This window comes from Thermostichus sp. OS-CIW-31, from assembly GCF_054060305.1.
Genome location: NZ_JBSSDA010000001.1, coordinates 114,825 through 130,991, shown reverse-complemented (window position 1 = coordinate 130,991; position 16,167 = coordinate 114,825). Strand labels below are relative to the sequence as shown.

At 60.2% G+C, this 16,167-nt stretch carries 10 protein-coding genes and 1 tRNA gene; 7 read left to right on the top strand and 4 right to left on the bottom strand.

Features of this window, described 5'->3' with window-relative positions:
* Positions 1-119: 119 nt before the first annotated feature.
* Both ACVWY9_RS00630 and ACVWY9_RS00625 read right to left on the bottom strand, forming a co-directional pair.
* The gene (locus ACVWY9_RS00630) at positions 120-1,301 is read right to left on the bottom strand and encodes an aldo/keto reductase (RefSeq protein ID WP_457387177.1); all 1,182 of its coding nucleotides are present in this window, start codon (positions 1,299-1,301) and stop codon (positions 120-122) included.
* Positions 1,302-1,478: 177 nt separating this feature from the next.
* Positions 1,479-1,552 (bottom strand) — tRNA-Asp (locus ACVWY9_RS00625).
* Between the two features lie 49 nt (positions 1,553-1,601).
* Here ACVWY9_RS00625 and ACVWY9_RS00620 point away from each other — a divergent pair.
* Positions 1,602-2,105 (top strand): hypothetical protein, encoded by a 504-nt coding sequence (locus tag ACVWY9_RS00620; RefSeq protein ID WP_457387175.1) that lies wholly within the window; start codon positions 1,602-1,604, stop codon positions 2,103-2,105.
* Between the two features lie 226 nt (positions 2,106-2,331).
* On the opposite strand, the gene ACVWY9_RS00615 is transcribed toward ACVWY9_RS00620, so the two are convergent.
* Complete coding sequence (locus ACVWY9_RS00615) at positions 2,332-3,975, bottom strand: protein kinase domain-containing protein (protein ID WP_457387173.1); 1,644 nt, start codon at positions 3,973-3,975, stop codon at positions 2,332-2,334.
* A gap of 284 nt (positions 3,976-4,259) precedes the next feature.
* Between ACVWY9_RS00615 and alaS the strand changes: the two genes are divergently transcribed.
* Complete coding sequence (alaS, locus tag ACVWY9_RS00610; protein WP_457387171.1) at positions 4,260-6,932, top strand: alanine--tRNA ligase; 2,673 nt, start codon at positions 4,260-4,262, stop codon at positions 6,930-6,932.
* A gap of 147 nt (positions 6,933-7,079) precedes the next feature.
* Here the strand turns inward: alaS and dnaG are convergent, their stop codons facing one another.
* Positions 7,080-9,020, bottom strand: a complete 1,941-nt coding sequence (gene dnaG, locus ACVWY9_RS00605; RefSeq protein ID WP_457387170.1) for a DNA primase — start codon at positions 9,018-9,020, stop codon at positions 7,080-7,082.
* Between the two features lie 135 nt (positions 9,021-9,155).
* On the opposite strand from dnaG, the gene ACVWY9_RS00600 reads away from it, so the two are divergent.
* The 5 genes from ACVWY9_RS00600 (at position 9,156) to ACVWY9_RS00580 (ending at position 16,108) form a co-directional block, all read left to right on the top strand.
* Positions 9,156-9,497 (top strand): c-type cytochrome, encoded by a 342-nt coding sequence (locus ACVWY9_RS00600; protein ID WP_414342269.1) that lies wholly within the window; start codon positions 9,156-9,158, stop codon positions 9,495-9,497.
* Complete coding sequence (locus tag ACVWY9_RS00595; protein ID WP_457387168.1) at positions 9,497-9,844, top strand: hypothetical protein; 348 nt, start codon at positions 9,497-9,499, stop codon at positions 9,842-9,844. The genes ACVWY9_RS00600 and ACVWY9_RS00595 overlap by 1 nt, the downstream gene beginning before the upstream one ends.
* A 62-nt stretch (positions 9,845-9,906) precedes the next feature.
* Positions 9,907-10,500: a YcnI family protein gene (locus ACVWY9_RS00590; protein ID WP_457387166.1), complete on the top strand. Its 594-nt coding sequence runs from the start codon at positions 9,907-9,909 to the stop codon at positions 10,498-10,500.
* Between the two features lie 17 nt (positions 10,501-10,517).
* Positions 10,518-12,137 carry a copper resistance CopC/CopD family protein gene (locus ACVWY9_RS00585; protein WP_457387164.1) on the top strand — a complete coding sequence of 540 codons (1,620 nt, stop codon included), beginning with the start codon at positions 10,518-10,520 and terminating at the stop codon, positions 12,135-12,137.
* 95 nt (positions 12,138-12,232) lie between these two features.
* Positions 12,233-16,108, top strand: coding sequence for a tetratricopeptide repeat protein (locus tag ACVWY9_RS00580; protein ID WP_457387163.1), 3,876 nt, complete (start codon positions 12,233-12,235; stop codon positions 16,106-16,108).
* The last annotated feature ends 59 nt before the right edge of the window (positions 16,109-16,167 follow it).

Sequence of the window (16,167 nt, the reverse complement as noted above, 5' to 3'; positions counted from 1 at the left end):
GATAAGGAGCCGCTGGCGGGAGCTGACAACTCTTTTTTTCCTGCGGTTAAAGAGTAAACCTTGCCATATCATCTTCTCCACCGGATCTCGACCGTCAAACGGGGGGATCCCTGAGCAAGCTAGCTCTGAGATAGGCGCTTCACCTCAGCTCCAGAGAGCAGGCGATGGGCTTCTTGCAACAAAGCCGGGATCCGGTCGCGGTGGGGGCTGTGGATAAGATAAGGTCGCAGGGCTTCGGCATCCACTTTGTCTGCCCGCTGGCCGGGGAGCCAACTGCCGGCATTGCCCAACAGGTTGTAACGGCTCTTGGCATAGTCCACCAAGTCATAGGCCAAGACCAAATTGCGCAGCAGCAGAATGAACGGGATATTCACTTGTCCGGGGGTTTGGTCGTAGCGAGGCAGGCCCTGGTGCCAAGTTTTGGCGTAGTGTTCCCCCACCTGCTCGATCAAAGCTTGCTCTAGGCGGGCCAGGATCGGCGGCAACAGCTCATCAGCCCGATCCAATAACTCCACCGCCTGCAGGTGCTCATCAAAATCGCTGGGTCGGGCCGCCCCAATGCTGAGGGTGTGAACCTGGGGATGGGACAGACAGAACAGGTCGTTGAAGACCATCGGGCTGAGGGGTTGGCACAACTGCACCAGCTTGGCGGGCGGATCGTAAAGCTTGCCCCCCTTATCCGAGGGACTGATGATGAATACCCCCATATCCTGCTGAGCGGCGGCCTCAATGGCAGGCCAGTTGGTCTGGTTGACAAAATACCAGTGCAGGTTGACGTAATCGAAGCCCCCTGACCGTATGGCTTCCACGATCAACTCCGTCGGCCCATGGGTGGAGAAGCCGACAAAACGCACCCGCCCCTGCCGTACCAGGCGCTGACACACCTCCAGACACCCCCCTGGACGCAGGCTGTGCTCCAAGTCTTCCCAGGTATTCAACCCGTGGATGGCCAGCAGATCCACATAATCGAGGTTCAAGTAGCTCATCGATTGCTCGAACTTGGCCAGGAACTGCTGCGGGTCGGCGCTGGGGCCAATTTTCGTCTGCACAATCAGATCTTGCCGGGGAAAGAGCGGCAAAGTGCGGCCCAACTGCATTTCAGAAGTGCCATAGCCGCGGGCAGTTTCGATGTGGTTGATGCCCACCTCCAAGGCCCGGCGAATCGTCGCCTCCAGGTTCTGCTGGCTTGCCGCTGGGATCCCTGACCAAGGAGTATCTTGCCAACTGTGTTGATAGCGCATGCCACCACAGCTCAGCACGGGCATAGACAGCTCGGTACGCCCAAATCTGCGATACTGCATGGTTTTTCCCCTGGACTAAGCCCCATTTTAGGGCGGGCTTTCCATACCCCACCGCCGAAACTTGAACCCTGAGCCGGCCGCATTGTGCAGCAGTCACCGTCAGAAATCAAGAAATCAGATCAGTCTGGAAATGTGAGGGCTGCAGGGGAGCGACTAAGCTAGAGTGTTTTAGGAGTACGGGGCTGACGGGGCTCGAACCCGCAACTTCCGCCGTGACAGGGCGGTGCTCTAACCAATTGAACTACAGCCCCAATCGCTGCGAATATCTATTCTGGATGTGGATGAGGATTGTTGTCAATCATGGTGGTTAGTCTGGCAGCACAGGCCGCAACCCTTGTGGATACTGCTCCGCAAAATGGGATCCCAACGGCGGCGATGCAACAGGTGGCGGATGTGCTCACCCAGGTGGCTCAACACCTGGATCACCTGCAATACACCACCTTGCGCTACCCCGATGGCGGCTGGCTGACGGTGCGGGTGGTCGAGGATCCTACTGCTGGCGACTCATCCTCAGAGGGATCCCAGCCGACGACCCATCTGTGGATCCCGGCCTTCGGCCACCTGGAAGATGCCCACACCACGCTGGCAGAGCTTAAGGATCGAGCGCCGGAGCTGGAGACCGCTTCTTTTGGGGTCTTGGAGCTGTTGTTCTTGGCGTTGGGCCTTTCTCGGGCCGATGGCATCGTCTTTTACGACCAAGCTGGGGATCGGCAACAGGGCAAAACTGTAGCCTGCCGAGCTCTGACGGAACAGGTCAATCAATCGCTTCGCAGATGGGCTTCCCCACCCCCTTCGATGGCTTGATCTCTTGAACTTTTCTCTTTTATGGTTTTGTGGTCATTTCGATTCAAACTAGGACAAAGCGTTGAATGCGGAGGGCCAGAAGGCTTTTCTAAGGACTCCGTCCCGCCGGCGCGATCAGTAGCCCAGACGTCTCATCCTAACCTGAAACAACTATAAAACTATTAAAGAAAGTTTAAAGATCGCAACGCAAAATTCCAGATCCGCCAGATCCGCAATCCGCCCTGCGTCAGCTCAAAATGGCTCCCTGCCGACGGGCAAACTTCCGTAGCTTCTCGTCCATCCGCGCCCCCCGTAGATCCGCTTTGCAAAAGTTGGTAAAGCGCTTGCTCTTTTCTTCTGGGTATCGAGCCAAACGAACCCCACCGGCCATCGACCAGATCACCGAGCTGGCCACCACCAAGGCGATCCCAGCCGCTCCTAACGCATAAACCAAATTGCCCGTGATCAGGCGGACAAGCAAAAAGGCCAGGATCCCTGAGCCCAGCAGCCCCCCCAAGCCTGTCAGGATCCCTCCCAATGTTTTGGCCGATCCAGACAGTTGGCTCAAAACCCGTAGCCAATGGGGTTGAGGGGTGTTGAAGAGGATCCCGCGCAGATCCGCCCCCTGCAAGTTGGCCCCTGAGAAATCGGCCCCCCGCAGATCGGCCTGGCGCAAATCATAGCCGGCTAGGTTTTGGTTGGCAAAGGACTTTCCCCGCAGATCCGCTCCCGCCATGGAAGGGATCCGCGGTGGGGTAGCCGGCTTGATCCGTCCGCTGCCTGTGATGCTGCTGGCTCGGCCCAGTTGGGTGAAACCGGTGGTGCTCCCCCACTCAGAGGGGATGGATACCGGGCTGCTGGCTGTCATTCCCCCTGCGGTGGACGGAGGGAGGGGTGTGGGCACGAAACCACCCGAGCGGCGCTTGGCCCAGTAGCCGGAGATCACCGATGTGCTGGGATTGGCAGACAGGGGGGAGTTGGGCAACACAATCGGTGCTTCTTCCACCGGGATCCCTTGCAACGCCCGCAAGACCTCGGTGGCGGTGGCAAAGCGCTGATTGATGGCCGGCTGCAACATGCGGTGCAGAATGGCGTCGAATTCCGGGCTGAGCTGCAGGCAATCCGACCAATCCCACTGTCCCGTTTCATGGTTATAAAACTTGGCCGGAGATTCCAACGTCATCAAGTTGATGCAGGTAGCCGCCAAAGCATAGAGATCGCTAGAGGGACCGACCGCCTGGCCGGCTACTTGCTCCGGGGGAGAAAAGCCAAGGGAGCGGATTGCTGTCACTTCTGCCGCCTGCTCCTGGGCTGGCCCCAGTTCCTTTACGGCCCCAAAGTCGATCAGCACCAGCCGCTGATCCTCTTTGCGGCGAATGAGGTTGGCAGGTTTAATGTCTCGGTGAACCGTGTTTTGGCTGTGGACATAGCTGAGGATCAGCAGCACCTCCTGCATCACCTGCCGGGTTTGTTCTTCGGAAAAGGGCCCATTGCGACGCATTTCTTGGGAGAGGGTGGTGCCCTGGATAAATTCCTGCACCAAGTAGAACTTGCCGCCTTCCTGAAAGTGGGCGTAGAGCTTGGGGATCTGCGAATGTTCGCCCAGGCGCTCCAACACTTGGGCCTCGCGATTGAAGAGCTCCTCCGCCAGCTTGGCCAGTTGCGGGGATCCCTCGACCGGGCGCAACTGCTTGATCACCCGCCAAGGTTTGGAGGGCATGTCCTCATCCCGCGCCAAAAAGGTAGAGCCAAATCCCCCCTGGCCGATGCGCTTGAAGGCCCGGTAGCGATTGCGCAGCAGCAGGGGATGGCCACAAGAGGCACAGGTAGAGGCATCCGCCGGGTTTTCCGGGTGCAAACAGGCAGGGTTAAGGCAGTAGCAAGTGGGCATACCAGTTTGGGGTTACCGGCTGGCAATCCGGACAACCGAGACGGAGCCAAGAAGTCGGCAGGCGAGTTGTGAGAGATACATACAGGTTAGACCAAGAAGAAACAAATCTTGCACAACTGCCTCAGATAGGCTGATCTTAGCGTCTGCCCGCCCTGAGGTTAATCGGACAAATCGCTTAGGTTTTCGGCGGATGGGGTTTGGTGGAACAGAGGAGAACAACAAGGGCTGGACTGCCCTGCAGAGGGAAAACTTAGAATTGATGAATACAGCCATCTTCGCCTGTCATGTTTCCAGCGCTTTCCGGTGCCGCCATTCGGCAAACTTTTCTGGACTTCTACGCTCAGCGGGGCCACCAGGTGTTGCCCAGCGCCTCCTTGGTGCCGGAAGATCCGACGGTGCTGCTGACCATTGCCGGCATGTTGCCCTTTAAGCCCATTTTCCTGGGGCAACGGGATCCGGAGTACCCACGGGTTACAACGGCCCAGAAATGTGTGCGCACCAACGACATCGAGAACGTGGGCCGAACGGCGCGCCACCACACCTTCTTCGAGATGCTGGGCAACTTCAGCTTTGGCGACTACTTCAAAAAAGAGGCCATTGCCTGGGCCTGGGAGCTGGTGACGGAGGTGTTCGGCCTGCCCCCGGAACGGCTGGTGGTGAGCGTCTTTCGCGAAGATGAGGAGGCTTTTGCCCTCTGGCGAGATGAGGTAGGGATCCCGGCCCACCGCATCCAGCGCATGGGAGAGGCGGATAATTTCTGGGCTGCCGGCCCCACCGGCCCCTGTGGCCCTTGTTCTGAGATTTACTACGACTTCAAGCCGGAGCTGGGGGATGAGCGGATCGATTTGGAGGATGACTCCCGCTTTCTGGAGATCTACAACCTGGTGTTCATGGAGCTGAACCGGGATAGCGAAGGTCACCTGATGCCGCTGGCCAAGCAAAACATCGACACCGGCCTGGGGTTGGAGCGGTTGGCCCAGGTGTTGCAGGGGGTGCCCAACAACTACGAGACGGACTTGATCTTTCCCATCATTCAGACGGCGGCTGGGATCGCCGGGCTGAACTACTCCAAGGCCGACCCGGAGCAGCAAATCTCCCTGAAGGTGATCGGGGATCACGCGCGGGCAGTGATGCATTTGATTGCCGATGGGGTGCTTCCTTCCAATGTGGATCGGGGCTATGTGCTGCGGCGGCTGATCCGGCGAATGGTGCGCCACGGGCGATTGCTGGGGATTGGCGAGCCCTTCACCATCCCGGTAATCGAGACCGCGATTCAGTTGGCCGAGGCTGCCTATCCTCAGGTGCGGGAGCGAGAAACCCTGATCAAGACCGAGCTGCAACGGGAGGAAGAGCAATTTCTCAAAACCCTGGAGCGGGGGGAACGGCTACTGCTGGATTTGTTTACTGCCGTCGAATCTTCCCGTCGCGACAGCGGTGCGGAGCACTCCACCGGCTCCCAAAAGCAGATCTCCGGCGCCGACGCCTTCAAGCTCTTCGATACCTACGGTTTTCCGCTGGAGCTGACCCAAGAAATCGCCCAAGAACACGGCTTCAGTGTGGATCTGGAGGGCTTTGAACAAGAAATGGAGAAACAGCGGCAGCGGGCCCGCGCCGCCCACCAAACCATCGATCTCACGGCCCAGGGATCCCTGGACGAGCTGGCGGATTTCCTCAGCCAAACGGAGTTTTTGGGGTACAGCCAATCTTCTGCCCGCGGCGTGGTCGAGGCCCTGCTGGTCGGGGGAAAATCGGTGCCCCAAGTGGAGGCAGGGCAGGCAGTGCAGGTCGTTTTGGATCGCACGCCCTTCTACGCCGAGTCCGGCGGGCAAATTGGCGACCGGGGCTACCTTTCTGGGGACGGCCTGCTGGTGCGGATTGAAGATGTGCAAAAGCAAGGGGATCTGTTCGTTCACTTTGGCCGTGTGGAACGCGGGATCCTGCGGGTGGGGGATCCCGTCCAAGCCCAAATCGACCTGGCCTGTCGGCGGCGCGCCCAAGCCCACCACACCGCCACCCACCTGCTGCAGGCAGCCCTGAAAAGAATTGTCGATCCCTCGATTGGTCAGGCGGGATCCCTGGTGGCTTTTGACCGGCTGCGCTTTGATTTCACCCTATCCCGGCCAGTCACCCCTGAGGAGCTGGAACAGATCGAGAACTTGGTGAACACCTGGATCGCCGAGGCCCATGCTGCTCAAGTGGCGATCATGCCCCTGGCCGAGGCCAAAGCCAGAGGTGCTGTGGCCATGTTCGGGGAAAAATACGGCGCTGAGGTGCGGGTGATCGACTTTCCGGGGGTGTCGATGGAGCTGTGTGGCGGCACCCACGTCAACAACACCGCCGAGATCGGCCTGTTCAAGATCATCGCCGAGACCGGGGTGGCTGCCGGGATCCGCCGCATCGAGGCCGTGGCCGGGCCGGCTGTGCTGGAATACCTGAACGAACGGGACAGGGTGGTGCGGGAGCTGAGCGCTCAATTTAAAGCCAAGCCCCAGGAACTGCCGGAGCGGGTTGCCGCCCTACAGGCGGAGCTGAAAGCTGCCCAGAAGGAACTGGAAGAGGTGCGCAGCCAGTTGGCCTTGCTACAGGCCGAAGGTCTGCTGGCCCAGGCGGTTGCCGTCGCAGATCTCAAGGTGTTGGTGGCAGAACTGGGATCCACCACCCCTGAGGCCCTCAAAACCGCTGCCGAGCATCTGCTCCACAAGCTGGGGGAAGGGGCAGTGGTGCTGGGATCGGTGCCGGAAGCCGGCAAGGTCAGCCTGGTGGCTGCCTTTAGCCCTGCTGTGCAGCAACTTGGCCTGAAGGCGGGATCCTTCATCGGCGAGATTGCCAAACTCACCGGAGGGGGCGGCGGCGGACGGCCCAACTTGGCCCAAGCTGGGGGCAAACAGCCGGAGAAATTGGCAGAGGCTTTGCAGGTGGCCCGGGAGCGGTTGCAAGCGGAGCTGATCTCGCGCTAGGGGAGCGAAGCCCTTTTGAGCACCAACAGGCCGTCCATCAGCCACTACAGTCTGTTCAGTTTAGGGTGAGACACTCGGGCTATAGAGAGAAGCCTTCTGGCCACGTATGGGGTTATGGGTTTAGTGTCCTAGTTTGAATCGAAATGACTATAAATCTTCGGCCAGTGGGGTTTCCGACATGTCTTCCAAGCTCAGTTGCACCTGCCGCTGCAGCGCCTGAATCGCTTGGTATTCCTGCTGGATGCTGGCCTGGTACTGGGCAGCCAGGGCGGTGTTGCCCTCGGAAAAGGCTTGATCCCACAGTTGGGTCCAGTAGCGGTAGCGCTTCTGGCGAATTTCCAGCTCCATGTTGGCAATGGCGGCCCGCACCACCATCCGTGGACGCATCAGGGCTACGCGGGTGTTTTCGTCCAGCCAAAGCAGATGGCTGAGGCGCTCGTTGAGCTGCTCATCTTGGGCACAGAGGGTGCGCAAAGCCGTCAGCAACGTCTCTTCTTGCTCTTCCAGCTCCGGCTGAGCCGAGATCAGCTCCAAGATCCGCTGCCACAGCTCCCGGTGGGGGCGAAAACTAAATTGCAGCTCTCGCTCCAGCAAAGTTTGCCGAATTTCGCGGCGATACTCGCCAAAATGCAGAAAGATCTGCAAAAGATGGGACTCAGATTGCAAGAGTTTGGATCCCTTATTGAGGGAAGGTTGCTGGGGTTTGGCCCAGCGGTACTGCCGCACGGCTCGGCGCAGGTCTTCTTCCAAATCTCGACTGAGGCGACCGTTGCCGCGGCTGAGCAATTCTGCCACTTTGTGCAAATACAAAGAGCGCCACTGTCCACCCAAACCGGCCAGCAGTTGCACAAGGGCTTGACGGGCCTGCTGAAAATCGGTGGCCCGGCTCAGATCCCGACCGGCCAGCACCTGTTCAATTCGCCAATCCAGCCACAGGGGAGCTTGCTCGATCAGGGTTTGCAGTTCAGAAACCGCTCGCGTCGGCGGGGCCGAGCTCTTGTACTCCCGCAAAAACTCGTCGGCATCTTTGCCCTCAGGAAGGGTGAGAATGCGCAGCTCAATTTCTCCGCGCCGCGCTTGTTCTTCAACGGCTTCAATGGCCCGGCTGGCGGCGTTCAAACCGGCCCGATCCGCATCAAAATTGAGGATCAGCCGCTTCGACTGGGTGTAGCGCAGCAGGGTCTTCACCTGGTGGGGCGTCAAAGCAGTGCCCATGGCCGCTACAGCATAGGCAACTCCCGCCTGATGCAGGGCGATGACATCGAAATAGCCTTCCACCACCAAGACTTGATCGGCTTTGGCAATGGCATCGCGGGCAAAGTTGAGACCATAGACCACCTGGCTTTTGTTGAAAAGCTCTGTTTCTGGAGAGTTGAGGTACTTGGGCTGTCCTGACTCCCCCAGAGCTCTGCCGGCAAACCCGATCACCCGCCCCTGCACATCGAAAATGGGCAGCATGATCCGGTTGCGAAAGCGGTCGTAGTGGCCGGATCCCTGCTGGCGGGGAACCAGCAATCCAGCCTCTTCTAAAAGTTTGACCGGTTGGCGCTTGTGGTTGACCAAGTATTCGTAGAGAGATTGCCAGCCGGGGGGAGCAAAGCCAATTTGAAATTTTTGCAAGGTTTCCTCGCTCAGGTGCCGGCTGCGCAGGTACTGGCGGGCGGCAGCTCCCACCTGGGATCGGAGGGCATGCCGATAAAAATCGGCAGCCATGGCCAAAATCTCCAGCAGCTTTTCCCGGTGGGAGAGCTCCCGCTCATCAAGGGATCCCAAGGGCTGCGCCTCGGGATTGCGGGTGGGCAGAGGTATGTGGTATCGCCGCGCCAAGTGGCGCACGGCCTCAGCAAAGGAGAGATGCTCGGTCTGCATGACAAAGCGCAGCACATCTCCCCCTGCCCCGCAGGAGAAGCACTTGTAGATCTGCTTGCTGGGGCTGACCTGAAAACTGGGTTTGTGGTCGTTGTGGAAAGGGCAAAGCCCAACGAAGTTCTTTCCCTGCTTGCGCAGCACCACTTTTTCGGCCACCACTTCCACGAGGTCGGCCTTTTGGCGCACCAACTGAATGAAATCGGGGGGCAGACCGCTCATGGCTTCGGGGGATCCTGACCTTATAGTAGCCGGGGGAAACTCGACAGGCTGTCTTTTGACCTGGCCCAACGGGCTTGGGATAATGGGCGGGCCTTAAAGGCTAGTTTTCGGTCAGTCCCTGAGATGAAAATGCGAATGATCAACCTTTTTATCGGGCTTTTGGTGGCAGTATTTGCCCTCTTTTTAGGCCCGCAAATGGCTTCTGCTGAGCCTGATTTGGCCTTGGGAGCCAAGGTCTTTCAGGCCAAATGTGTGGGTTGTCACTTGAACGGGCGCAACACTTTGGTGGCAGCGAAAAACCTTTCTCTGGCGGCTCTTCATGAGTACCACGTAGACACCCCTGAGCTGATCCAGGCCCAAGTGAGAAACGGCAAAGGGGCCATGCCGGCTTTTGCCAAGATCCTCAAGCCGGAGGAGATCGAGGCAGTGGCGGCCTACGTTTTGGATCGCGCTGAGCACAACTGGAGTAAAGGCTAGTGGCCAAAGAGAAGACTCAAGATCCAGCCTTGCTGCAGGAAAGCCCGGCGGAGCAGCTGCCTCACGAGCAGGGATGTGAAGGGAAGGGATCCCGCCGCAAAATCTTGTCGGTTGGCGTGGGAGCACATGGCTTGGTGGCGGTGGGCATTTCCGCCCATGGGGTGGTGGCCATCGGCGTGGTGACTCACGGCATCCTCTCTATCGGCCTGGTGGCTATGGGAGCGCTCTCGTTCGGGCTGGTGTCGATGGGTTTGGCCAGCGCCGGCCTGGTGTCGATGGGCCTAGCCAGTTGGGGACAGCACAGCATGAGCGTAACGGAATCCCACGGATCCCATCACCATCCCTAGGTTTTGACCAACAAACACTGCATTTTTCTCTTTCTCTACAGGCTTGTAAGGAGCATCTGCGAATGTTCAGTCTGCAAAGTTACTTGACCCTGGCCAAGAAATCTCTGCTGGCCCTGGGAATGAGTTTTTTACCCCTTTCCTCTGCCTGGGCCCATGTCACCGTCCATCCCAAAGAGGCCCCGGCGGGCAGCTTTGCCAAGCTCACCTTTCGGGTGCCCCATGGCTGCGATGGATCCCCGACCGTGCGCCTGCGGGTGCAGATCCCGGAGGGATTCGTCTCTGTGAAGCCGATGGTGCATCCCCTGTGGAAAATCGAGACGGTCAAAAAGCCGCTGGAGACCCCCTATGAGTCGCATGGGAAGATGATTACCGAAACGGTTGCCGAGGTGATCTGGAGCGGCGGCTCGCTGCCCGATGAGTTCATGGATGAGTTCAGCATCAGCCTCAAGCTGCCGAATCGCCCCGGTGAGGTCATCCCCATCCCAGTGATTCAGGAGTGCGAGCAGGGCATGTACCGCTGGATTCAGGTGGCTCAGCCTGGCGAGGATCCCAACAGTTTGCCGGAGCCGGCTCCGCTGCTGAAGCTGACAGGTGGAGACAGTGGACAGGGTCACGGCCACGGGCATGGACATGGGCATGGTCACGGTACCCGCTAAGCGGTCTGCTTAGGAGCATGTTTCATCCCAAAAGGGGTTTTGCTTGGATTTGGTCTGGGATCCTCTGCGCCTTGCTGTGGGTGGCCGGGATCCAGCCCGTTTTTGCCCATGCCAGCTTGCTATCCACCTTCCCGGAGGATGGGGCAGTGTTGCAGGAAGCTCCGGCCCAGGTGCGGCTTGTTTTCAATGAGCCGGTGCAGATCACACAGCTCCAGGTTTTAGACAGCAACGGACGAGCTCTGCCCTTGGAAAATCGGGTGACCAGAGGTGAGGCACCGCAGGGGGATTTGCCGCAGGGGATCCCCGAGGGAGTTTACATCGTCAGTTGGCGGGCCATTTCTGCCGATTCCCATCCGGTGAGTGGATCGTTTGCCTTCCAGGTGGGGGCAGCCGATCCTGGGCAATTGCAGGCGGCGAGGACAGCTCACGCCCAAGGAAGGGATCCCTTGTACTGGCCGCTGGTGGGCGTGCGCTGGGGGATCTACCTGGGCAGCCTATTTGTCGTGGGCGTACTGGGCTGGTGGCGGCTGTTGCGGGGACGGTCCAGGGTTTCGGGGGCAGATGGAATAGAGCTCTCCGCCAAGGCCTGGGCTTTTGCGGCAGCTTGGCTTACCCTCAGTTTGACGCTGGTGGCCTTCAGTTTGCACTTGGCCCAGCTTTACCCCCACTTTCATGGACGAGAGCTGCTGGGTGTGATGCTCTCTCCCTATGGTTGGGGTACGGGGCTGCGGCTGGCAGGGCTGGGGATCCTGATCTGGGCCTGCGAGGGAGGTGCCGCCTGGGCCAGTGGCATGGGGTCGGTGTTGGTGCTCGGCTCCTTTTTGCCCATCGGCCATGCCCTCACCAGCGAGTATCCCGCGGGGACGATGGCGCTGTTGGGGCTGCACCTGGCCGGCTCGGCTTTTTGGTTAGGGGGGCTGTGGGGGTTAGAGCGCCTGTTGAGCAGGGAATCTGCCCCCTACCCCTCTGTGGGCATCATCCAACGGTTTTCTGACGTGGCCACCTGGGCGGTACCGGGGCTTATCCTGGCGGGGGTGGGGATGGGTGGGATCCACCGCGGCTGGGACTGGGATCATCCGTATGGGCAGTATCTCTGGGCCAAGCTGCTGCTGGTGCTGATGATGGTGGGGTTGGGCGCCCACAACAAGTTTCGGCTGGTGCCGGCATTGCAACAGGGTGGGCAGACGGTGGGCCGGTCGCTGCGCCGGATCGTCCGCCTGGAGTTGGTGGGGCTGATGCTGGTGCTGGCCTTGACCAGCTTCCTGGTGGCCCAGGCTCCTCCCAGTCATGGGAGGCAGGGCATGGGATCCCCCCTGGAGTCGGGCTTGCAGACCAGTTGTGAAGAGCGCTTGAACTGGCCGGAAGGCAGCCTGCACCTGAGGATTCTGCCCTGTCGTCCTGGGGAAAATCAAATTCGGGCTGAGGTGAAGGGAGTCCCGGCCCAGGAATTGACCCTTGGGTTTTCCCTGCCAGAACAGGGGATCCCCCCTCTACGCCGCACTGTAGCGCCGGATGGGCCTGGCCAATTTGTGGTGGAAAATGTGCCTCTGGCCCTGGCGGGGGAATGGCAGATCGAGGTGAGACTGCTGATCAGCGATTTTGAAGAGCGGCGAGGTCAGATCGCGGTTTCTCTCTGACTGAATTGTTACAGACATTGAAGATCGCGAAAAGAAAAAGCAGAAAAAGACCCTGGATAGGAGCTGTGGATTGCTCCGCCCAAGGGCGTCCGCCTGTGGCAGAATCGAGCCAGCTCGTAGTGGCAAAAGGCTGCGCCGCTCAGGCGACTGGCTTGGCTATGGAAGACAAGATCAGAGCGGGAAGTGTGCTCAGGGGACGCTATCGCATTCTCCATCCCCTCGGGGAAGGGGGATTTGGCATAACCTACAAGGCGGTGGATCAAGACACCTTCGATAGCCCTTGCGTCGTCAAGCGCCTTCGCCCCCTCTCCACGGATCCTTATACACTGGCCACGGCTCGCAAGCTCTTTGAACGGGAAGCCAAGGTTCTCAACCGGCTCAACCACTTCGACCAAGTGCCCCGCCTTTTGGCCCACTTCGAGCAGGATCAGGATTTTTACTTGGTGCAAGAGTTTGTTGCCGGGCATGATCTCAGCCAGGAGCTGATCCCGGGCAAGCCGCTGAGCGAGGCCGAGGTTTTGAAACTGTTGTGGGATATTTTGGAGATCCTGCGCCATGTACACGCCCACCAGATCGTCCATCGGGATATCAAGCCGGCCAACCTGATGCGCCGCGATGCCGATGGCAAGTTGGTGTTGATCGACTTTGGGGCAGTCAAGGAAGTGGGGCGGTTGGTCAGCCATGCCCCCGGCCAAACTCAGTTGGCGACGGTGATTGGCTCGGTTGGCTACATGGCGCCCGAACAGCTCAACGGCAAGCCCCAGCCCTGCAGCGACCTGTACTCCGTAGGGGTGCTGGCCATCCAAGCCCTCACCGGTCGTCCTCCCCATAAGATCCGGGACGATCCCCGCACCGGCCAACTGCTCTGGCGGGATTTGGTTCAGGTCAGCGAGGAGCTGGCCGAGATTTTGGATCGCCTGATCTGCCCCCACTGGCAAGAGCGCTTCCAGTCCGCTGCTGAAGTGTTGGAGGCGCTGCGGCCCCTGTTGCCTTTTCCCCAAGAGGCGACGCTCGGCGATGTTTCGGTGGATCAGGTTTTGGCGACGCGCCTGTTGGCCCGCGCACAGGAGAAAGCTCGCCAAGGGGATTTCCAGGGGGCGATTGCCGACTGTACGTTGGCCATTCAATTGGATCCCCAAAATAGCCGCGCCTACAGCCAGCGGGGCAGCGCCCGCTACAAAAGTGGGGACTTGGCAGGGGCCATCGCAGATTACACCCAAGTCATTCAACTGGCAGGGGACGCCCGCGCCTATTTCAACCGCGGCATTGCCCGCTACCGGCTGGAGGACTACGAGGGAGCTGTTGCCGACTACACCCAGGCTCTCGGCCTCAACCCACAATGGGCGGTGGCCTACTACAACCGTGGCAATGCTTACCGGCAACTCAATCAGCAGCAGCAGGCCATCGAAGACTATTCGCGGGCCATTGAGCTCAACCCGGAAGATGTGCGGGCCTATTTCAACCGCGGCGTGGTGCGCGGCCATCTGGGAGATGCGCAGGGGGCAGCAGCCGATTTTTCCGAGGTGATCAAGCGGGACCCTCAGGACGGGGAAGCCTACTTCAACCGGGGAGTGGCGCGGGTCCAGTTGTCAGATTTGCAAGGGGCCGTCGAGGACTACACCCAAGCGCTGCAGTTGGATCCTCGCCACGGCAAAGCCTATTACCACCGGGGCCTGGCCCGGCAAGCGTTGGGGGATCCCCAAGGGGCCGTTGAAGATTTTTCTCAGGCCCTATCCCTACGGTCTGCTGAGGCCACTGAGCTACCTGAGGCAGAGGCGGCAGCCCAGGCGGATCTCTACTTGCAGCGGGCCATGGCCTACCTGAGCAGCAACACCCTGGAGCCGGCGCTGGCCGATTGTGAACAGGCTCTCCGTCTGGATCCCAACCTGTCGCGGGCCTATCTCTGCCGGGGCTTGGCTCGCCAGGGGCTGGGGGATCCCGGCGGCGCTCTGGCAGACTTCAACCGCGCCCTGGAGCTGGATCCCCAAATGGCCAAAGCCTACCTCAACCGGGGCATTGCCCACCTGGACTTGGGCAACATCGAAGCGGCTTTGTCGGACTTGAGCCAGGCCATCGCTCTGGATCCCCAAGATGCCAGTGCCTACAGCAGCCGCGGGCGAATCCATTGGCTGTTGGGGGATCCCCTGGCGGCTCTGCGGGATTATACAGCTGCCCTGGAGCGGGATCCGCAGAACCCTCAGCTCTACCTCAACCGCGGCCAACTCCATGCTGAGCGGGAAGATTGGCCGGCAGCCTGTGAGGACTTCTCGCAGGTGTTGCAGTGGGCGGCGAGGCCTGGGATCCCACGCGGGCCGGAGCTGCTGGTTAATGCCCATCTGCGCCGCGGTATGGCACGGCAACGGTTGGGGGATTGGCAGGGAGCGCTGGCCGATTTCGACCAAGCTCTGCAAGGGGATCCTCAGTCGGGCTTGGCTTATTTCCATCGCGGCCAAGTGCGGGCTGCTCTGGGAGATGGGCTGGGGGCCATCCAGGATTACCACCAGGCTTTGGCGCTGGGGGTGGCAGTGGCCGAGGCGGATATCCGCCGAGATCTGGCGCGGGCCCAAATCCAGACGGGAGATCTGCAGGCGGCCTTGGAGCAGTTGAACGAGGCGGTGCGCTTGCAGCCGGAACGGCGGGATCTGCGCCAAGAGCGAGCTGAGTTGTGCCGACAGCTGGGCCGGTGGCCAGAGGCCATTGCCGACTACGACGAGGTGTTGCGGCAGGATCCTCAGGACTGGACGGCTTGGCTGGGACGGGGCATGGCCCATGGACAGGTGGGCAACTGGGATTCCGCCATTCAGGATCTCAGCCGGGTTTTGCAGCAGGATCCTGACCACAGGGAAGCGCTGTGGCACCGAGGACAAGCTCTGCAGCAGTTGGGTCAGACCGAAGCGGCCTTGCAAGATCTCAACCGCTTGCTGCAGCAGGATCCCCAACACAGGATGGCCCGCTTGGCCCGCGGCTCTCTGTTGTTGGCGTTGGCGGTGCGCGGCACCGATGGCCCTACCAACCGTGCGGAGCAGGATCGCGTCAGCGGGACGGAGTCCTTGGAGCTGGGGTACTACGCGCAGGCTGAATCCGACTTCGACCAAGTCATCCAGGAAGAGGCCCAAGACGGGGAACAGTCCCGGCAGCTCTATCTGGAGGCCCACCTGAAGCGGGCCCAAGTCCGCCGCCTGCGCCACAACCTGGAGGGGGCAATAGCCGATTGGGATCGGGTCTTGGAGCTGACCAGCCCAGGGGATCCAGAAGTGCTGGTCACCGAAGCCCTGTTGTATCGGGGCTTGTGTCGCCAAGAGAGGGGGGATCTGGCTGGGGCGTTGGCCGATTTCACGGCGCTGATCCAGCAGCAACCGCAGGCTTCTCAGGCTTTTGCTTTGCGGGCAAGGGTGCATCTGGCTTTGGGGGATCAAGAGGCGGCATTGGCGGATCTCAACCAAGCTCTGAGCCTCGACCAGAACTGGGGGGTGGCCGATGCTGCCCTGGCCTACCGTCAACGGGGGGATCTACACCGGCAGGCCAATTGCCCTGAGCTGGCCATTGCCGACTACACGCAGGCCCTGGCCTTGAACCCCCAGGAGCACTCTGCTTTGCTCCACCGAGCTCTCCTGTGGGATGGCGAGGGACAGACGGACAAAGCGATAGAAGACTACACCCGACTGCTGCAACTGGAGCTGGATCCCCAGGAGCGGGTCTGGGTTTTGAACAACCGCGGCTGGGCCTACGCCCAACAGGGGGATTTTTCGGCGGCCATCCGCGATTACGACCAAGCCATAACACTCTGCACTGCTGACGCGAGCGATAGGGATCCCTGCCACCTCAAGGCCCACCTCAACCGCGCCCTGGCCCGGACTGCCCTTGGGGATTGGCAGAGAGCCTGCCAGGATTTCCAGGCTGCCCTCCAGATGCAAGGGTACGAAGGTCGGCTTTTGGAAGACGTTATCGCTAGTTATTTCAAAATAGGTTGAGACACTTCCCAAAGGCTCCGCGCCGTCGCCGCGGCCACCTCCAACCTCTCTTAGAAATC